This is a genomic window from Streptomyces sp. PH10-H1 (assembly GCF_030063355.1).
Classification (GTDB): Bacteria; Actinomycetota; Actinomycetes; order Streptomycetales; family Streptomycetaceae; genus Actinacidiphila.
The window spans coordinates 1-18,537 of sequence record NZ_JASISZ010000019.1 but is presented as its reverse complement, the minus strand read 5'-3'; the positions used below and the strand labels follow the sequence as shown (position 1 = coordinate 18,537).

The window sequence follows — 18,537 nt, the reverse complement described above, 5'->3', positions numbered from 1 at the left end:
TTGGGAAGAGCGCGTACAGGTGAAATGGCGCCCGGCCGGGGGATCGGGGGAAGTCGCGCGCTCGCGGCCCCCGGCGGGCGCCCCACCGCCGTTCGGGTGGCCTGCTGCCCTCTTCACGCCGTGTCGCGCCGCCACGCGGGTAAGCGTCGCTTTCAGTAGGTGCGATAAGCGACAAATACCGCCAACTGAGTATGACTGATTGTACGCCCCATAGGCGTATGCCGGTCCGGCGGCGGCCGGAGAGCCCGCGGAGGTACCTGACCATGTCCCGCAGCGTCATTCCCGCATCCGTACGCGGGGCAGCCCCCAGTCGCCGGTATCGGCACCGGTATCAGCCCCGGTCCGGTGTGCCGGGGCTGCGCAGCGGGGCGGGGCGGCGCGGCGCGGCCCTGGCCGGCATCGCCGCTCTGGCCCTCGCCGGATGCTCCTCGGGCGGTGGCGGCGGCAGCAAGGCCGTCCCCGGCACCGACATCGCCTCGGTGCCCCGCAGCGCCGTCCGGGAGGGCGGGACGCTGCGCTGGGCCGTCGACAGCGTGCCGGCCACGCTCAACGCCTTCCAGGCGGACGCGGACGAGGACACCGCCCGCATCGCGGGTGCCGTCCTGCCCGCCATGTTCCGCCTCGACGGCCGGGGCAGCCCGCAGCGGGACGCGGACTTCCTCGTCGCTGCCGCCGTCGTGGAGCACGAGCCGAAGCAGGTCGTGTCGTACAAGCTCAACCCGAAGGCGAAGTGGAGCGACGGCCGGGCCGTCGGCATCGACGACTTCACGGCGCAGTGGAAGGCGCTGAGCGGCCACAACGCCGCGTACTGGAGCGCGCGCAACGCCGGCTACGACCGGATCGCCGAGGTCAGCCAGGGCGCGGACAGCCATGAGGTCAAGATCACCTTCGCCACCCCGTACGCGGACTGGCAGTCGTTGTTCACCCCGCTGTACCCCAAGACCGTGACCGGCACCCCGGACGCCTTCAACGACGGCGCCCGCTCCGCCCTGACCGCCGTCGCCGGCCCGTTCAGCGTCAAGGACGTCGACCGCAAGGCGGGCGCCGTCACCCTGGTCCGCAATACGGCCTGGTGGGGCGAGCGCTCCAAGCTCGACCAGCTGGTGCTGACCGCCGTGCCGCGTGACGCCCGGGCTGCCGCGCTGGCCGACGGAAGGCTCGACGTGGCGGAGTTCGACACGACCGCGCTCAGCTTGGTCCGCAAGGCCGAGGCCGCCAAGAGCCTCGTCATCCGCAGAGCCCCCGGCGCGGCGTACACGCAGCTCGCGCTCAACGGCAGCACCGGCCCGCTCGCCGACGAACGGGTCCGGCACGCGGTGGCCCGGGCGATCGACCGGCAGGCCATCGCCGACGCCGTGCTCAAACCGCTCGGCCTGCCCGCCCGGCCGCTCGGCAATCACCTGGTCCTCGCCTCGCAGGACGGCTACGAGGACCACAGCTCGGCCCTCGGCCCCACGGATGCGGGGCAGGCCCAGGCGCTGCTGGCCGACGCGGGCTGGCAGCACGCCGCCCCGAAGGCCCCGGCAGGAGCCGCGGCCGCCAACCCGGCGAAGCCCGGCGCCCCGGCGAATCCCGCGGACCCCGGCAAGCCCGCGGATCCTGCCAAGCCCGCCGACCCCGCCAAGCCGGCAGCCCCGGCCCAGCCCGCCGAGGGCGCGCCGGCCCCCGCGATCGGGGTGACGACGGTCGTCGAGCCCAGTGGCGCCCTGCGCAAGGACGGCAAGCAGCTGACGCTGCGCTTCGTCCTCCCCTCGAGCTCACCGACGACGGCCGACGTCGGCGCCCGGATCGCCAGGACGCTGTCCGGCATCGGTATCCGCACCGAGATCACCAAGGTCGCCGACGCGAGCTTCTTCCACGACCACGTCGCGTCGGGCGACTTCGACCTGGCCCTCTACTCCTGGCCCGGCACGGCCTATCCGGCCACCGACGACCGGCCGATCTTCGCCAAGCCGCTGCCCGCACCCGACGGCACACTGACGGTGGACCAGAACTACTCCCGCGTCGGCACCGACCAGATCGACCAGCTGCTGGACCAGGCCTCCGCAGAACTGGACCAGGGCGCGGCCCGTGATCTCGCCGCCCGCGCGGACTCCCGGATCTGGGCCGCCGCCGGCTCCATCCCGCTCTTCCAGCGCCCCCAGCTCGTCGCCCTCAGGCCCACCGTCGCCAATGCGGGCGCCTTCGGGTTCGAGGCCCCCCGATACCAGGACATCGGGTTCCGTAAGTAGTACCCCGCGCGGACTGTCTTTGACGCTCCGGGGTGCGCCGGGGCCCAGCGGCCGCGAGGCGGCCCGAAACCGGCGCTGCCACGGGTCCTTCCGTTAATCCCACCGGCTCCGCGGCGCCCTGATCGGGCCCGTGGGGCCGGTGGGAGCGGGCCCCGGAGCTCTCCCGGGCGGCCGAGTCGCCCGAGGCCCCGTACCATGGGGTAAGGCCGCGGCTTGTCCTGCCCGGCGGGCGAGTGCGTCAACACGGAACGCGCAGCCATCCACGATCCCGGGAGAAGCGCCGCAGCATGTCCACGCGCCACGATATTCGTAACGTCGCCATTGTCGCCCACGTCGACCACGGCAAGACGACCCTTGTCGACGCCATGCTCAAGCAGGCCGGCGCTTTCGCTGCCCACCAGCACCTCGACGACCGCATGATGGACTCGAACGACCTGGAACGTGAGAAGGGCATCACGATCCTGGCCAAGAACACGGCCGTGAAGTACCACCCCAAGGGTGGCGGCGACGTCATCACGATCAACATCATCGACACCCCCGGCCACGCCGACTTCGGTGGTGAGGTCGAGCGCGGCCTGTCGATGGTCGACGCGGTCGTGCTCCTCGTGGACGCCTCCGAGGGCCCGCTGCCGCAGACCCGCTTCGTGCTGCGCAAGGCGCTGACCGCGAACCTGCCGGTCATCCTGTGCATCAACAAGACGGACCGCCCGGACTCCCGGATCGACGAGGTCATCAACGAGACCTACGACCTTTTCCTGGATCTGGACGCGACCGAGGAGCAGATCGAGTTCCCGATCGTCTACGCCTGCGCCCGCGACGGCGTCGCCTCGCTGACCAAGCCGGAGAACGGCACGGTCCCGCCGGACAGCGACTCGCTGGAGCCGTTCTTCTCCACCATCCTGTCGACGGTCCCGGCCCCGGAGTACACCGAGGGCGCGCCGCTCCAGGCCCACGTCACCAACCTGGACGCCGACAACTTCCTCGGCCGTATCGCGCTGCTCCGGGTCGAGGAGGGCGAGCTGCGCAAGGGCCAGCAGGTCGCGTGGATGCGCCGCGACGGCTCGGTCACGCAGGTCAAGATCACCGAGCTGCTGATGACCGAGGCGCTCACCCGCAAGCCCGTCGAGATGGCGGGCCCCGGTGACATCTGCGCCGTGGCCGGTATCCCGGAGATCACCATCGGCGAGACGCTGGCCGACCTGGAGAACCCGGTCGCGCTGCCGCTCATCACGGTCGACGAGCCGGCCATCTCCATGACCATCGGTACCAACACCTCGCCGCTGGTCGGCAAGGGCGGCAAGGGCCACAAGGTCACCGCCCGCCAGGTGAAGGACCGCCTGGACAAGGAGCTCATCGGCAACGTCTCGCTCCGCGTCCTGCCCACCGAGCGTCCCGACGCGTGGGAGGTCCAGGGCCGTGGCGAGCTGGCGCTGGCGATCCTCGTGGAGCAGATGCGCCGCGAGGGCTTCGAGCTGACCGTCGGCAAGCCGCAGGTCGTCACCAAGACGATCAACGGCAAGGTCCACGAGCCGACCGAGCGGATGACGGTCGACTGCCCCGAGGAGTACCTCGGCGCGATCACCCAGCTCATGGCGACCCGCAAGGGCCGTATGGAGACCATGACGAACCACGGCTCCGGCTGGGTCCGCATGGAGTTCGTCGTCCCGGCCCGTGGCCTGATCGGCTTCCGTACGGAGTTCCTCACGGACACCCGCGGCACCGGTATCGCGCACAGCATCTTCGAGGGTCACGAGCCGTGGTTCGGCGAGCTGCGCACCCGTAACAACGGTTCCCTGGTGGCGGACCGCGCCGGCGTCGTGACGCCGTTCGCGATGATCAACCTCCAGGAGCGCGGCGTGATCTTCGTCGAGGCGACCACCGAGGTGTACGAGGGCATGATCATCGGCGAGAACTCGCGCAACGATGACATGGACGTGAACATCACCAAGGAGAAGAAGCTCACCAACATGCGCGCCGCCTCCGCGGACAACACCGAGAACGTGGTGCCGCCGCGCAGGCTCTCCCTGGAGCAGTCCCTCGAGTTCTGCCGCGAGGACGAGTGCATCGAGGTCACCCCGGAGACCGTGCGTATCCGCAAGGTCGTCCTGGACCAGAAGGAGCGCGGCCGCGCGTACTCGCGCGCCAAGCGCTGACGCCTCCCGCTCGGGTTTGAGTGAAGAGGGGGTTCGGGGGATGTCCCCCGGGCCCCCTCTCGGGCTTTCCCGGGCCCTGGCGGCCCCGGCCGGCCGGCCGGGCATCTCCGGGCATCCGGGCGCCTGTCCGAGGCGTGTCCGGGCCCCGGACAGGGCCTGCACGGGCCCGGGGCCGGTTCGTCCTCAAGCTCCCCCAGCTACCGCTGGGAGGTGCCCCCTCGACGGGCTGAATTCAGGCCGTCCGGCGATCGCGGACACGTAGCCCGGTGAACCGCCGGTCACGGCACCGCCGCGTTTGCCGGGACGATCCAGGCCGGCGGTTGCAACACCGGAGTTTTCCAGTAGATGTCCAGCCGGGTGATGAGTCCGTCCGCGTCCAGCTCCATGACGTTTGCGAACCGCATCACGTTCCGCTCGTCCGCGGCTGTCGGCTGGATCGTCTCCACCGCCTCGTTGAGTACCCGCCGCCCGTCCGCGCTGAGGAACGTCCGGCGCGACTCCAGGTGGTGGTAGGCCATCCGCTCCGTCACCCGTGAGACGAACGCCACGTAGGCCTCCCGGCCCCGGACGGTGTCGTCCTCGTCGCCCCGCATCCCGACACGCACGAACCCGTCCGCCAGAGTGGCGGCGACGAGCCCCCAGTCGTGGGTGTCGATCCCGCGCCAGAACGCCGCCACCGTCTCCTCGCGCCGAGTGTGCTCCAACTCACCTTGTGGCACTGGGTATCCCTTCCGCACCGGCCAGTTATCTGACGAGCCGTCAGACTACTGATCCGGCTGCGCGGTGGCGATGGGGGCGACCAGCTCGACTTCGAAGCCCTCGGTGTTCTCCAGATAGGCGGCGTAGTGCCGGCCGCCCCCCGCGTAGGGGTGCCGGTCGGGGAACATCAGCGTCCAGCCGTGGCCGGGCGCCCGGGCCGCCAGGTCGTCGGCCATGGCCCGGTCGGCCACATGAAAGGCCAGGTGATTGAGGCCCGGCCGGCGCCGCTCGTGCCGGTCGCCGGTCAGATCGGGGGAGCGCTCCACCACGATGTAGGTGGGGCCCAGCTTCCAGCTGCGCCCCGCGGGCCAGTCCTGAAAAGGGGCGTAGCCCAGCTCTCCCAGCAGCCAGCCCCAGCTCGCGGTGGCGGCGGCCAGGTCGCCGACCCAGAGCTCGACGTGGTGCAGCAGTCCTGAGGTCTCCTTGCTCATGGGACGGATTCAACACCGCCCGCCCGGGGTGGCCGGGCTCCCGGTATCAGGGACGGGTGGACATGACCCGCGTAGACTTGGCCTGATTTTTTGGATCTTCCGCAACCGATTTCACCGGCCAGTCGTCCGTATAGCGGACACGATTCGCCGGATGTTGCGTTAACAGTCCGTTTCGCGGGTGTCTGTCTACGTTCCAAATGTCCGAATTGTGGGCCAAGTTCATCCCTGATGTGATCAAAGCGAGACCATTTGGGTGTGGTTACGCGCCTAAACGTGCCCGATAGTGGGACGCAGTTCAGCTCGGGTCAATGGGTCCAAGCGCTTATGGGGAGCGCCGACTCACGAGCAACAGAGGGCCGGTTTCGCTGTCAGGGGTGTCAGCGGATGGTCGGCCTTCTTTTCACGTATCAACAGTGAACTCCTGAGGAGGCAATCCATGCGCGGTGCCAAGAGCGCCAAGTGGGTCGTTGGCGCGGTCATCGTTGCTCTTGCAGCGACCGCTTGCGGCGGCAGCAACAAGGACGACAAGTCGTCCGCAGGTTCGGGTAAGGGCGGTGGCACCTTCAGTCTCGGCATCGTGGAGCCGGTCGCCATCGACCCGGTCAACTCGCAGGAGTCCGAGGGCATCCTCGTCACGGACAACCTGTTCACCGGTCTGTACGAGCCGACCGCCGACGGCAAGGTCATACCCGCCCTCGCGACCTCCAAGACGGTCAGTGACGACGGCAAGACCTGGACCTTCAAGATCAAGCCCGGCACCAAGTTCACCAACGGTGAAATTGTGAACGCCGCGTCGTTCATCCGTGGCTGGACCCGTCTGGCGGCGAAGGATTCCGCTTCGGACGTGGCCACGCCCAACGTCGGCGGGATCGACGGCTTCGAGGCGCTGCAGAAGGGCACGGCGACCACGTTCTCCGGCCTGAGCGCCCCGGACGAGAACACCATCCAGGTGAAGCTCGCCACTCCGGACTACGAGTTCGACATCAAGACCACGCACACCTCCATGTCCCCGGTCCCGAAGGTCGCGGGCGCCGGCAAGAACCAGGCCTACAACGATGCCCCCATCGGCAACGGCCCGTTCAAGATGTCGGGCAAGTGGGAGCACAACAAGTCCATCACGCTGGTCCGCAACGACGACTACGGTCTGGACAAGGCGCACCTGGACAAGGTCAACATCTCCATCCTGAACTCGACGGGCGCCGCTCAGCTGGAGTACCAGGGCTTCCAGTCGGGTCAGTTCGACTGGGCCCGGATGCCTCCGCCCCAGCTGCCCGCGGCCAAGGCCAAGTACACCGCCCAGGGCGAGTGGCTTCAGGCCGACACCAGCGGTATGAACTACCTGCTCCCGATCACCGACAACGGCCCGCTGAAGACCGCCAAGGCACGTCAGGCGATCTCCTACGCGATCGACCGGGACGCCATCATCGCGGGTGTCTTCCAGGGGCTGCAGACCAAGTCGACGACGATCCTGCCGCCGTCGTTCGCGGACGTGTACACCAAGGACCTCTGCGTCTCCTGCGTCAAGCAGGACAAGGAGAAGGCGAAGGCCCTCGCGGCCGAGGCCGGTCTCAAGCCCGGTGACGAGCTGCACTTCGGCTTCAACACCGGTGGTGGCCACGAGGAGTGGGTCCAGGCCGTCGCCCAGCAGGTGAAGGACGTCCTCGGTCTGAACGTCAAGATTGACGCGAAGCCGTTCAAGGAGCTGCTCGCCGGCCAGCAGGCGCCGGGCGCCACCGGTGCCTACCGCTTCGCGTGGGGCGCGGACTACCCGACCCCGGACAACTTCCTGTTCCCGCTGCTGGACTCCAAGTCCATCAACCCGGACGCGTCCGGCAAGGTCCAGGGTGACAACCGCTCGCGCTACAACAACCCGGCGTTCGACGCGCTGGTGGAGAAGGCCCGTAGCACGAAGGACACTGCCGCCCGCAACATGGTCTACAAGCAGGCTGAGAAGCTCGCGATGGACGACCAGGCTCTGATCCCGCTGTGGAACCGCACCCAGTTCCGTCTGGTGAACTCCAAGAAGTTCGCCAACGGCGCGATGGACTTCCACGAGGACCCGAACCTCGCGCAGATCACCCTGAAGTAGTCACACTCCGCCGCACATCGTGCGGCGCGAAACCGGGGGCCGTGGCGCTGAGTCGAGACTCTGTCGCCCCGGCCCCCGGCCCCCGTCGGGAGCGGTGCGATCCACCGCCCCGTCCAGGCGCGCCCGATCCGGGCGTTGTGGCTGCTTCGGTGCGGCAGCGAGGTAGAGAGGTAAGTCATGGGAAGGTATGTGGTCCGCAGGCTGGGCCAGCTGGTTGTCGTCGTGCTCGGTGCGACGATGATCCTGTTCGCCTGCCTGTTCGTGCTCCCGGGTGACCCGGTGGGCTCGATCGGTGGCGACAAGGCGCGTGATCCCGCGGTGGTCAAGGAACTGCGCGCGCACTACGGGCTCGATGACCCGCTGATCGTTCAGTACGTGCACTACGTGGAGAAGCTCGGCACGGGCGATCTGGGCGAGGACTACACCCAGGGCCGCTCGGTCAACGAGATCCTCCAGCCCAAGCTGGTGAACACGGCGAAGCTCGCGGTGACCGCGATCGTCTTCGACGTCGTCCTGGGCCTGGGTGTCGGTGTACTGGCGGCCATGCGCAGATACTCGGTCTGGGACGTGTCGGTGACCTTCCTGACCACGCTCGCCGTCGGCGTACCTTCCATCGTTATCGGCATGATCCTGCAGCGTTTCTTCGTGGTGGAGCTGGGCTGGTTCCCGCTCATTTCGGACGGGTCCTTCAATTCGATGGTGCTGCCGGCGGTAACGCTGGCCATCATCGACGCCGCCCTCGTCGCGCAGATCGCCCGGAGCACCATGCTCGAAGTGCTGCGTGCGGACTACGTCAAGACGGCGGTGGCCAAGGGGCTGCCGCGCCGGACCATCCTCACCCGGCACATCATGCGCAACTCGGTCATCCCGGTGATCACCTATCTGGGTATCTCCTTCGGCGGTCTGCTCGGCGGTGCGCTCATCACCGAGACGATCTTCAACTGGGACGGCATCGGACTCGCGCTGATCACGGCGATTCAGTCGCAGAACAACCCGATCATCGTCGGCGTGGTGACGTACAGCGTTGCTGTCTTCATCCTGCTGAACCTGATCGTCGATCTGCTCTACGCCGCACTCGATCCGCGCATCCGCCTCTCCTGACCCACAGGGTCGTCCCGAATTAGGAGTCACACCATGACTGAGGTCGTCACGGGCATGGATGGGTCGGGTACCGCGGCCGGTCCGGCCCCGGCCGCGCCGAGCGCAGCCGAACCGAGTGTCGCGAGGATCAGCAACTGGAGCGAGATCCGCGCCCGCTTCCTCGCCAACAAGCTGGCCGTCTTCGGCCTGCTGATCGTCGTCATTCTTCTGTTGGTGGCAGTGTTCGCCCCGCTGATCGCACCCGCGGACCCGCTCCACCAGGATCTGATGAACACCCTGAAGAACCCGAGCGGCAAACACTGGTTGGGGACCGATGCCCTCGGCCGTGACCAGCTGTCCAGAATCATCTACGGCAGCCGGATCGCGATGATCGTCGGCCTGGCCTCGATCATGCTGGCCTGCCTGATCGGCATCACCCTCGGTGCGATAGCCGGCTACTTCGGCCGCATCTGGGACACGCTGATCATGCGCGTCGCCGACGTGTTCTTCGCCTTCCCGCTGCTCGTCGGCGCCATCGTCATCATTCTGCTGATGGGCCGTGGCGTACTGCCCGTCGTGATCTCGCTGGGCATCTTCTCCTGGGCCACCTTCGCCCGTCTGTTGCGCAGCCAGATCCTGTCGGTGCGCGAGATGGACTATGTGCACGCCGCCAAGGCGCTGGGCGCGAGCCGCACCCGGATCGTGCTGAAGCACATCCTGCCCAACTCCGTCACCTCGGTGGTGGTCTACGCGGCCAGCAGCGTCGGTATCGCGATCGTCGCCGAGGCGTCGCTGTCCTACCTCGGTGTCGGGGTGAGCCCCGAGGTCGCCGAGTGGGGAAACATGATCTTCGCCGGCAAGGACTTCATGGGCGTCAAGGACTACCTGTGGGTCTATCCCAGCCTCGCGATCGTCACCACCGCGCTCGGCTTCGTCTTCCTCGGCAACGGCCTGCGCGACGCGCTCGACCCGAAGCTCCGGTGAGGCGCCCCCATGAGTCGGACGACCCCCACGAGCTACGAGCAAGCAGGACGAAGGTGACGGCATGACCACGGTCGAAACGGCCGCCGAGAGCACTGGAACGACCGCCGCCGGCGGGCCCCTGCTCGAAGTGCGCGACCTCCACGTGGAATTCAAGACCCGTGACGGCATAGCCAAGGCCGTCAACGGCGTCAACTACAGCGTGAGCGCCGGTGAGACGCTGGCGGTTCTCGGCGAGTCGGGTTCCGGCAAGTCGGTGACCGCCCAGGCGATCATGGGCATCCTGGACAGCCCTCCCGGGCGCGTCGCCCAGGGCGAGATCCTCTTCCACGGGCAGAACATCCTGGCCCTGCCGGAGAGCGAGCGGCGCAAGCTGCGCGGCAACAAGATGGCGATGATCTTCCAGGACGCGCTCTCCTCGCTCAACCCGGTGCTCTCCGTCGGCTTCCAGCTCGGCGAGATGTTCCGTGTGCACCAGGGGCTGTCCAGGAAGGACGCCAAGAAGAAGTCCATCGAACTGATGGAGCGCGTCCGGATCCCGGGAGCCCGGGAGCGGGTCGGCGACTACCCGCACCAGTTCTCCGGCGGTATGCGCCAGCGCGTCATGATCGCGATGGCCATCGCCCTCGAGCCCGACCTGATCATCGCGGACGAGCCGACCACCGCGCTCGACGTCACGGTCCAGGCCCAGGTCATGGACCTGCTCGCGGAGCTGCAGCGCGAGTCCAACATGGGCCTGATCCTGATCACCCACGACCTCGGCGTCGTCGCCGATGTCGCGGACAAGATCGCGGTCATGTACGCCGGCCGGATCGTCGAGACCGCGCCCGTGCACGAGATCTACAAGCGGCCGGCTCACCCGTACACCAGGGGCCTGCTGCGGTCGATCCCGCGCCTGGACCAGAAGGGCCAGGAGCTCTACGCGATCAAGGGCTTGCCGCCGAACCTGCTCGCCGTCCCCTCCGGCTGCGCCTTCAACCCGCGCTGCGAGATGGCACAGGACATCTGCCGGACCGACGTGCCGCCGCTGCACACGGTGACCGAGGCCGACGGCGCCGAACTGCTGGGCCGTGGCAGCGCCTGCCACTTCTGGAAGGAGACGATCCATGGCTGATCTCACCAAGGACGATGAGACGACAGTCGAGGCCGTCGAGGCGGCGATCAATGCCCCCGTCGACCGCGGCGAGCCGATCCTCCAGGTCCGGAACCTGGTCAAGCACTTCCCGCTGACCCAGGGCATCGTGTTCAAGCGCACGGTCGGCGCGGTCAAGGCCGTCGACGGCATCTCCTTCGACCTGTACCAGGGTGAGACGCTGGGCATCGTCGGCGAGTCCGGCTGTGGCAAGTCCACCGTCGCCAAGCTGCTGATGAGCCTGGAGACGGCCACCGCCGGCGAGGTGCTCTACAAGGGCCAGGACATCACCAAGCTGTCGGGGAAGGCCCTCAAGGTCGTCCGCCGCAACATCCAGATGGTGTTCCAGGACCCCTACACCTCGCTGAACCCGCGCATGACGGTCGGCGACATCATCGGCGAGCCCTTCGACATCCACCCGGAGGTCGCCCCGAAGGGTGAGCGCCGTAAGAAGGTCCAGGATCTGCTGGACGTCGTCGGACTCAACCCGGAGTACATCAACCGGTACCCGCACCAGTTCTCCGGCGGCCAGCGGCAGCGCATCGGCATCGCCCGCGGCCTGGCGCTCAACCCGGAAGTCATCATCTGCGACGAGCCGGTCTCCGCGCTCGACGTGTCGGTCCAGGCACAGGTCATCAACCTGATGGAGAAGCTGCAGGACGAGTTCAACCTCTCCTACATCTTCATCGCCCACGACCTCTCGATCGTCCGGCACATCTCCGACCGGGTCGGCGTCATGTACCTCGGCAAGATGGCCGAGATCGGCTCCGACGCCGAGATCTACGAGTACCCGACCCACCCGTACACCCAGGCGCTGCTCTCGGCCGTCCCCGTCCCGGACCCCGAGGCCCGCGCCCACCGTGAGCGCATCATCCTGTCCGGCGACGTCCCGTCCCCGGCCAACCCGCCCTCCGGCTGCCGTTTCCGTACGCGCTGCTGGAAGGCGCAGGACAAGTGCGCCACGGACGTCCCGCTGCTCGCGATCCCGGAGCGTTTCGTCGGGGTCGACTCACCTGCCGCCCATGACTCGGCGTGCCACTTCGCCGAGGTCAAGGACGTCGTCGGCGCCGCGTCTTAGCCTGCGGCCCGCGCTTTACGGTGAAGGGGTGTCCTCGGTTCTCACGAACCGAGGACACCCCTTCGACGTGGACTGCCGTCAGGCCGACTTCGGCGCCATGCGGAACCACACCGCCTTGCCCGTGACCGCGCCCGCCTTGTCGGTGGACTCGTCCACCCCCCAAGTCTCCGCGAGCGCCTCGACCAGCCCCAGCCCGCGCCCGCTCTCGTCCTCCGGCCCGGGCTCCAGCGTGCGCGGCAGCGACGGCCCGGTGTCCCAGATGGCCACCCGCAGATCGTCCGGAACCCAGTCCACACTGACGAACGCGTCGTCGCAGCCGCTGTGCCGGTAGGCGTTGGTGACCAGCTCCGACACCAGCAGCTCGGTGGTATCGATGAGACAGTCCAGCCGCGCCGCCGCGAGGATGCTCCGCAGGGTGGCTCTGACGATGCCGACGGCGCGGGGGTCGTGGGGGATATAGAGACCGTAGGACCAGGGCTCGTCGGGCATGCACATGTGGCAGCCTCCAGGTGTGGGGTTTTCTGTGACCGATGGCATACTCACGGTAGCGGGATTCGTGCTAGTTATTCAACCCGTTGGGCGGGAAGGGTAGTTACGTTGTGGACGCGCCCGGCCTCGCTGGGTAAAACTATGCGCGTCACTCAGGGAGGTCGCATGGGGCTGAGAGTCAATCCCACCTATCGCCAGCGCCGATTCGGGGCGGAAGTACGCCGATTGCGCGAGCGGGCGGGACTGTCCTCAACCGAGGCTGCGTCTCTTCTGGGCATGAAGCAGCCCCAGCTCAGCAATGTCGAGGTGGGGAAGACGGGCCTCTTCGCGGAGCGCGTGCAGCGCCTGGCGGAAGCATCTGGTGTTAGTGCTAGCCCGTTTATCGAAGCTCTGATCGAGTTGGGTCAGGACTCGGGCAAGGGCTGGTGGAGCGAGTACCGCAAGCTGCTCGGTGCTCCGCACCTGGATCTGGCCGAACTTGAGACAAGTGCCGTCAGGCTCGGTAACTACGAACCGATGTTCATTCCCGGATTGCTGCAGACACAGGAGTACGCTGCCGTGCTTCACCGGGACGGGTACGCGAAAGCCTCTGAGGAAGAGCAGAGCGCCGCCGTCGAATTCCGCATGCGGCGGCAGAAGCTGCTCACAGGCGAGCGGGCCCCGCATCTTCACGCGATCATCCACGAGGCCGCGCTCAGCCTCTCGTTGGGTGACCGAGCAGTCATGCGAGGCCAGTTGCTCCGGCTGATCGAGATGTCCCGGCTCCCCAACGTGACCATCCAGATCCTGCCGTTCGACGGTCGCGTGGGGTTCGGAACGGGGTTCGTGGTGATCGAGCCGAGAGTCTCCGAACTGGCCACAGCGGTCGTGTCGCACATCGAGCAGTCTCTGTACCTGGAGGAGTCCGACTCGATCGCCAAGTACAACGGCTGGTTCGCTAAGTTGGGGGAGGACGCACTCCCTCCCGTTGATGCCGCTGCGCTGCCGGAGGCCCGCGTGACGAAGGACTCGATCGGCCTCATCGAGCGGATCCTGTACCCCCTGCTCTAGGAAGGCGCACATGTCTCAGCTCAGGTGGCAGAAGTCCAGCTTCAGCGAGGGCGGCGCCGCGAACTGCGTCGAGCTGGCCGCCGGCCCTGCGGGCACGCCTCACCTCCGGGAGAGTGACGACCCCGCTCGGGTCGTCACAACCACCCCCGCCGCGCTCCGCGCGTTCCTGCGGGCTGTCAAGTCGGGGAAACTCGACGGGTTGGCGGGCTGAGGTTCAGGCCAAGCGTCCCCGGCTCGCTGCGCTCCCCGGTGCGATGAGCAACCGGCGGGTGCGGGGCTGCGGTTCAGGCAGAATCGCACTCCGTACAGCCTGAACCCCGGCCCCTGTCGACCGTCCCGTATTCGGTCCGGGCGGCGGTCAGAGTGTGCCTGGAGGAGCCAGCCACTGAGTGGGCTGGCGGGTAACTGCGGCGATGGTCTCGAAGTCGTTGTCGTAGTGCAGCACGGTCAGTCTCTGCAGCTCGGCGGTGGCGGCGACCAGCAGGTCGACCGCACCTGCCGAGCGGTACTGACTGCGCCCCGTGAGCGCCTTCTGAACATCCCAGGCGTGTGCGTAGGCGCGGTCGTCCATGAGGGCCCAGCTGAAGAGCGCCTTGAGATCTTCGGCGAGCTCTACGCGGTCTTCGGCGTTCCGGGCGCTGTAGAGGTACTCGATCTCCGTGATCGGACAGACGGCGATGATGCCCTCTTCGAGCGGCTTCTTCCATGTGCTGCGCACGGGATCCTTGAGGATCCGGGCCAGAGCGCTCGTGTCGATCAAGTAGACGGCTGCGCTCATCGTCGGTAGTTCTCCTTGTCCAGGAGCACATCGAACTGGCCTGCGTCCGCCTTGGCCGCCAGTCTCGCCAGCGCTACGGCCCGACGCTTGCGCGTCACCCCCTCCAGGAGGGCTGCGTTGACGGTGTCCTTCTTGGTCTTCGTGCCGAAGGCGACAGCCGCGTCAGCGAGGAGCTGCTCGTCAATGTCGATCAAGGTCTTGGTCATGCCGGCCACCTCCGGGATATCCATCTGAGTACCGCGTATATCCACTGTAGGGTCGAGCGGGCGTCCTGGCAAAGGCCGAGCGCGCTCAGGCGCGCAGCGGCAGGCCCCCACTCCGCCCGGGCCAGGAGCTGGCCAGGAGCGAAGCGACGCAGGAACGCACTTCGCATTGCCTGAACGCCAGCCACGAACCCGCCCCGCACTTCGCACCGCCTGAACCTCAGCCACCGGTGGCGCGTCTCTGGGACGGGCGGGGTCGTCCCTGGGACGGTCAACGATGGCGGGACGGGACCGGCGGCTCCTAACGTCGGCGGAAACGGGCGCGTTTACGCCGACCAGCAGTGGCGTTTCGTCGAGACCAAGTACCACAAGTATGAGATCCGCAATATCAACTCGGGTCTGTGCCTGGGGATCTACGGATCGGGCTGGGGAGCGAAGGCGATCCAGTGGGGGTGCAACGGCAACCCCGATCAGGAGTGGGGCCCCAACGGGATTGGCGTGTACCAGCTCATCAACCATGAGGGAAGCTGCCTCGACATGGCGGGGCGCAGCACCTCTTGGGGCACCGCGGCGATCCAGTGGATGTGCACCGCTGAACAGAATCAGATGTGGTACTGACACCGAAGTGGCATGAGCATGAGCCGGCCCCCGGTGATTGTTCCCCGGGGGCCGGCTCACGTCTGCGCTCAGGCGCGGCTTCAGCCGTCCATCGACGTGCCGGATACGAGGGCCTGCCAGGTCAGCGGGCCGACGACGCCGTCCGCGTCGAGGTGGAGGTCGCTCTGGATCCGCCGGAGCGCATGGTCGGTGCGCGGGCCGAACCGGCCGTCGATGAAGGTCCCGTTGTTCCACTCGTCGAGGGTGACGCCGAAGGAGGCGAGGTCCTCCTGGAGCTCCCGTACGCAGATGCCGCTGGATCCCAGCCTGAGGTACACCGCGGGGATGGTCCATCCACCGTTCGGCGACGTACGGGTGCCGGCCGACTGGAAGCAGGCGCTGCGGGACGTGGTGGCTTGCGCCGGGGCGGTCACGGCCGCGGTGGCGGCGAGAGCGGTGAGGCTGAGGACCGCGATGGTCCGGGCGGGGCGAACGAAGCGCATGGCGCGGGGAACTCCTTCTGAGGTGATACGCGGTGCACCACCCATGCTCGGCCCGGGAGCCGGCGTCCCACCAGGGAGTCCGCGTCCCTGGGACGCTCTGGGGACGCGGGACCGGTGCCGGGACGGCGCAGGGCGGTGGAGATTGGCCATGTCAGCTGTCCCCTGTGCCGATGCACCGACAAGGGAGTTCCGCATGCCCGCCCTGTCCCGCCGGATCCTCACCACGGGAGCGGCCTTCGCCATGGCCGTCTCCGGCGTCGTCTTCCTCTCCTCCCCGGCCTCCGCGGCCACCAGCTGCTACGCGAACGGCTGCACCGGCCGGGACCCGGCCGGCACCACATGTCAGAACGACGCCGTCACCGTGGGGGAGAGCAACGTCAACACGGAGCTGCGCTACAGCCCCTCGTGCCGCGCCGTGTGGGCCCGGCAGAAGTACGCCAAGGCCGGAGCCCAGCTCTTTGTCGAGAACAACGCCGGCCAGCGGTACGACGCGTGGGTGCCGGGGGACGGAGTCGTCACCTGGACCCTGATGATCAACGACAAGGACCTCCTGTCGCACGCGTGCGGTTCGCCGTACCCCGGAAACGTGAGCTGCAGCGCCTTGTACTAGGCCGCACACACCCGCAGCCGCACCGCACGCACCCGCACCCGCACCCGCACATACCCGCACCCGTATACGGCGCGAGCCGGCATTCCGGTGCCCTCGGCGCTCGGGCCGCCCGATCGATTCAGCCTTTTCTGACGAGGGAGTACTCCATGCGCACCAATTCCCGGCGTTTCGCAACGGCCGGCGCCGTCATGACCCTGGCCGCGTCCGGCCTGATGGTCGGTGTCGCCTCGCCCGCTTCCGCCGCGACGAGTTGCTACGCCTCCAACTGCACCGGCCTGGACCCCGCCGCGACCATCTGCGCGAACGACGCGACCACGGTGGACATCGGGTTCACCGGCATCGAGCTGCGTTACAGCCCCACCTGCCGTGCCGCCTGGGCCCGCAGAGTGGGCGGAGTCCGCGGCGACTCGACCACCATCAAGATCGCCAACACGAACGGGCAGTCCTACTCCAAGTTCGTCCCGGATTCCGCGTCGGGGAACTACTACACCCTGATGGTGAACGACGCGGGCATCCAGTCGCAGGCGAGTGAGAAGTTCACGAACGGCGGCTATAGCACGACCATCTTGTACTGACGGCACCGGGAAGAGCGGAGTTCATCATGCGTAACCTCTCCCGGCGCTTCGCCACGGCCGGCGCGGCCATGACCCTGGCCGCGTCCGGCGTGCTGTTCGCCGGGGCCTCACCGGCGTCCGCCGCGACCTGGTGCCAGACGGATCTGTGCAACGGCCTGGATCCGAGCACGACCGTCTGCCAGAACGACGCGGAGACCGTGTCGACGACGTACACCGGCGTGGAGCTGCGCTACAGCCCGTACTGCCGGACCGCCTGGGCGCGGGGCAGGAACGGTGTTCCGTTCTACAAGTACGAGGTCATGAACAACCGGTACTTCGGCTATTCGGTGATCCCGACGGGCTCAGGTCCCGTATGGACGGCGATGATCAACGACGCCGATCTGGTATCGCACGCGTGCCAGTACGACGACCACGGCAACAACCAGATCTGCTCCAAGTGGTTCTAGGGCCGACGCCTTTCACCACGTACCACCCACCACACACACCACCCGTGACCCCCAGGGGAGTTCCTGATCGTGACAGCGACCAACCCGCCGTCCCACCCGGCCCGCCGTACCGTGCTCTCCGGAGCCCTCGCTCTCGGGACGGGGGCGCTGCTGGCGTCCGCGCTGCCGGCGGGTAGCGCACAGGCGGCCACCGGGCCGGTGATCGCCGATACGACGACGTGGGGCGCCCGGACGCCCAGCAGCACGCTGAGTCTCATCAACGGCGCGCCGGACAAAGTCATCGTGCACCACACCGCGACCGACAACGTCACCGACTACTCGCAGGCCCACGCCTACGCGCTCGCGCGGGCGATGCAGACGTACCAGATGGACACCGAGCACTGGATCGACACCGGCCAGCACTTCACGATCAGCCGGGGCGCGTACATAACTGAGGGCCGGCACAACAGCCTGTCCACACTCGTCGCCGGGACCCAGCATGTGGAGTCCGCGCACTGCACGGCGCAGAACACCGTCGCGATCGGGATCGAGAACGAGGGTACGTACAGCACGGTGGACCCGCGCAGTGCGCAGTACGCGGTGCTGGTGGACCTGATCACATACATCTGCACGCAGTACGGCCTGCGGGCCTACCAGATCTACGGCCACCGGGACTTCAACAACACCGAGTGCCCCGGCGACCACCTCTACGCGCTGATCCCGCAGCTGCGCCGGGATGTGGCGGCGCGGATCGGCGGGGATCCGACCGGGCCGGTGTGGCCGATGCTCAGCAGCGGGGCGACGGGCGAGAAGGTCAGGACGCTCCAGTACCTGTTGGTGCAGCACGGTGCGACGCTCACGGTCGACGGCTCGTTCGGGCCCGCCACCCTGAGCGCGGTGACCGCCTACCAGAACACCACCCACGCGGCGGCCGACGGCGTCGCGGGCAACCAGACCTGGAGCCAGGCGGTCGCGCCGCTCGCCCGCGGGGCGTCCGGCAGCGCGGCGAAGGCCGTGCAGAGCCAGCTCACCGCGCACGGCATCACCACCACCGTGGACGGCGCCTTCGGGCCCGGTACGGAGGCCGGCGTGAAGTCCTTCCAGACCTCCGCCTCGCTCCCTTCGGACGGCGTCGTGGACGCGCGTACCTGGAGCAGGCTGCTGGGCTGATCCGCCCCAGGTGTGACGATGCCCCCGGAGAGTCCGTGCTCTCCGGGGGCATCGTCATGCGGTCAGCGTCGTGCTCAGTGCGTTGTGGCAAAGGGAGTCCCTGTTCGATGAGCGGGGGCTTCTTCGTGTGCGGGGCATGATCGTGGAGGGGTGGGGGCAGGCAGCGGACGGCTTGTTGTTGATCGAGGAGGGTGCGATGCCGT

Annotated in this window: 20 protein-coding genes; 14 read left to right on the top strand and 6 right to left on the bottom strand. The window is 68.0% G+C overall.

The features are described 5' to 3' along the window. Nucleotides 1–263: 263 nt before the first annotated feature. Nucleotides 264–2,231 carry an ABC transporter family substrate-binding protein gene (locus tag QMK24_RS14350; RefSeq protein ID WP_283466177.1) on the top strand — a complete coding sequence of 656 codons (1,968 nt, stop codon included), beginning with the start codon at nucleotides 264–266 and terminating at the stop codon, nucleotides 2,229–2,231. A gap of 287 nt (nucleotides 2,232–2,518) precedes the next feature. Next, on the top strand, nucleotides 2,519–4,384 hold the full coding sequence (gene typA, locus QMK24_RS14345) for a translational GTPase TypA (RefSeq protein WP_283466175.1): 1,866 nt from the start codon (nucleotides 2,519–2,521) through the stop codon (nucleotides 4,382–4,384). A 278-nt stretch (nucleotides 4,385–4,662) separates the two neighbouring features. On the opposite strand, the gene QMK24_RS14340 is transcribed toward typA, so the two are convergent. Both QMK24_RS14340 and QMK24_RS14335 read right to left on the bottom strand, forming a co-directional pair. Then, on the bottom strand, nucleotides 4,663–5,088 hold the full coding sequence (locus QMK24_RS14340) for a nuclear transport factor 2 family protein (RefSeq protein ID WP_283466174.1): 426 nt from the start codon (nucleotides 5,086–5,088) through the stop codon (nucleotides 4,663–4,665). Nucleotides 5,089–5,148: 60 nt separating this feature from the next. Continuing rightward, complete coding sequence (locus QMK24_RS14335) at nucleotides 5,149–5,574, bottom strand: VOC family protein (protein WP_283466173.1); 426 nt, start codon at nucleotides 5,572–5,574, stop codon at nucleotides 5,149–5,151. Between the two features lie 436 nt (nucleotides 5,575–6,010). On the opposite strand from QMK24_RS14335, the gene QMK24_RS14330 reads away from it, so the two are divergent. The 5 genes from QMK24_RS14330 (at nucleotide 6,011) to QMK24_RS14310 (ending at nucleotide 11,934) form a co-directional block, all read left to right on the top strand. Beyond that, a complete protein-coding gene (locus QMK24_RS14330; RefSeq protein ID WP_283466172.1) occupies nucleotides 6,011–7,663 on the top strand; it encodes a peptide ABC transporter substrate-binding protein in 1,653 nt (550 codons plus the stop codon). 177 nt (nucleotides 7,664–7,840) lie between these two features. Further along, the gene (locus tag QMK24_RS14325; RefSeq protein WP_283466171.1) at nucleotides 7,841–8,764 is read left to right on the top strand and encodes an ABC transporter permease; all 924 of its coding nucleotides are present in this window, start codon (nucleotides 7,841–7,843) and stop codon (nucleotides 8,762–8,764) included. A 33-nt stretch (nucleotides 8,765–8,797) separates the two neighbouring features. Further along, the gene (locus QMK24_RS14320) at nucleotides 8,798–9,727 is read left to right on the top strand and encodes an ABC transporter permease (RefSeq protein WP_283466170.1); all 930 of its coding nucleotides are present in this window, start codon (nucleotides 8,798–8,800) and stop codon (nucleotides 9,725–9,727) included. 61 nt (nucleotides 9,728–9,788) lie between these two features. After that, the gene (locus tag QMK24_RS14315) at nucleotides 9,789–10,838 is read left to right on the top strand and encodes an ABC transporter ATP-binding protein (RefSeq protein WP_283466169.1); all 1,050 of its coding nucleotides are present in this window, start codon (nucleotides 9,789–9,791) and stop codon (nucleotides 10,836–10,838) included. Next, entirely contained in the window at nucleotides 10,831–11,934 is a 1,104-nt protein-coding gene (locus QMK24_RS14310; protein ID WP_283466168.1) for an ABC transporter ATP-binding protein, read from the top strand. Before QMK24_RS14315 ends, QMK24_RS14310 begins: the two co-directional genes overlap by 8 nt. A 78-nt stretch (nucleotides 11,935–12,012) precedes the next feature. Here QMK24_RS14310 and QMK24_RS14305 read toward each other — a convergent pair whose 3' ends face one another. Then, nucleotides 12,013–12,429 (bottom strand): ATP-binding protein, encoded by a 417-nt coding sequence (locus QMK24_RS14305; RefSeq protein ID WP_283466167.1) that lies wholly within the window; start codon nucleotides 12,427–12,429, stop codon nucleotides 12,013–12,015. 135 nt (nucleotides 12,430–12,564) lie between these two features. Between QMK24_RS14305 and QMK24_RS14300 the strand changes: the two genes are divergently transcribed. Together QMK24_RS14300 and QMK24_RS14295 are read left to right on the top strand one after the other, a co-directional pair. Further along, complete coding sequence (locus tag QMK24_RS14300; RefSeq protein WP_283466165.1) at nucleotides 12,565–13,473, top strand: helix-turn-helix domain-containing protein; 909 nt, start codon at nucleotides 12,565–12,567, stop codon at nucleotides 13,471–13,473. A gap of 10 nt (nucleotides 13,474–13,483) precedes the next feature. After that, nucleotides 13,484–13,684 carry a DUF397 domain-containing protein gene (locus QMK24_RS14295; RefSeq protein ID WP_283466162.1) on the top strand — a complete coding sequence of 67 codons (201 nt, stop codon included), beginning with the start codon at nucleotides 13,484–13,486 and terminating at the stop codon, nucleotides 13,682–13,684. Between the two features lie 147 nt (nucleotides 13,685–13,831). Here the strand turns inward: QMK24_RS14295 and QMK24_RS14290 are convergent, their stop codons facing one another. Both QMK24_RS14290 and QMK24_RS14285 read right to left on the bottom strand, forming a co-directional pair. Then, nucleotides 13,832–14,251: a PIN domain nuclease gene (locus QMK24_RS14290; protein WP_283466161.1), complete on the bottom strand. Its 420-nt coding sequence runs from the start codon at nucleotides 14,249–14,251 to the stop codon at nucleotides 13,832–13,834. Further along, complete coding sequence (locus QMK24_RS14285; protein ID WP_283466160.1) at nucleotides 14,248–14,457, bottom strand: type II toxin-antitoxin system VapB family antitoxin; 210 nt, start codon at nucleotides 14,455–14,457, stop codon at nucleotides 14,248–14,250. The genes QMK24_RS14290 and QMK24_RS14285 overlap by 4 nt, the downstream gene beginning before the upstream one ends. A gap of 210 nt (nucleotides 14,458–14,667) precedes the next feature. Here QMK24_RS14285 and QMK24_RS41815 point away from each other — a divergent pair, with 210 nt between their 5' ends. After that, nucleotides 14,668–15,072 (top strand): RICIN domain-containing protein, encoded by a 405-nt coding sequence (locus tag QMK24_RS41815; RefSeq protein ID WP_502962595.1) that lies wholly within the window; start codon nucleotides 14,668–14,670, stop codon nucleotides 15,070–15,072. 80 nt (nucleotides 15,073–15,152) lie between these two features. Here QMK24_RS41815 and QMK24_RS14280 read toward each other — a convergent pair whose 3' ends face one another. Beyond that, nucleotides 15,153–15,554 carry a peptidoglycan-binding domain-containing protein gene (locus QMK24_RS14280; protein WP_283466158.1) on the bottom strand — a complete coding sequence of 134 codons (402 nt, stop codon included), beginning with the start codon at nucleotides 15,552–15,554 and terminating at the stop codon, nucleotides 15,153–15,155. Nucleotides 15,555–15,747: 193 nt separating this feature from the next. Here QMK24_RS14280 and QMK24_RS14275 point away from each other — a divergent pair, with 193 nt between their 5' ends. The 4 genes from QMK24_RS14275 to QMK24_RS14260 all read left to right on the top strand — a co-directional run bounded on the left by QMK24_RS14275 (nucleotide 15,748) and on the right by QMK24_RS14260 (nucleotide 18,334). After that, nucleotides 15,748–16,164, top strand: a complete 417-nt coding sequence (locus QMK24_RS14275; RefSeq protein ID WP_283466157.1) for a DUF2690 domain-containing protein — start codon at nucleotides 15,748–15,750, stop codon at nucleotides 16,162–16,164. A gap of 146 nt (nucleotides 16,165–16,310) precedes the next feature. Then, nucleotides 16,311–16,739: a DUF2690 domain-containing protein gene (locus tag QMK24_RS14270; protein ID WP_283466156.1), complete on the top strand. Its 429-nt coding sequence runs from the start codon at nucleotides 16,311–16,313 to the stop codon at nucleotides 16,737–16,739. A gap of 26 nt (nucleotides 16,740–16,765) precedes the next feature. Further along, nucleotides 16,766–17,185 carry a DUF2690 domain-containing protein gene (locus QMK24_RS14265; RefSeq protein ID WP_283466155.1) on the top strand — a complete coding sequence of 140 codons (420 nt, stop codon included), beginning with the start codon at nucleotides 16,766–16,768 and terminating at the stop codon, nucleotides 17,183–17,185. Between the two features lie 69 nt (nucleotides 17,186–17,254). Then, a complete protein-coding gene (locus tag QMK24_RS14260; protein ID WP_283466154.1) occupies nucleotides 17,255–18,334 on the top strand; it encodes a peptidoglycan recognition protein family protein in 1,080 nt (359 codons plus the stop codon). Nucleotides 18,335–18,537: the final 203 nt, after the last annotated feature.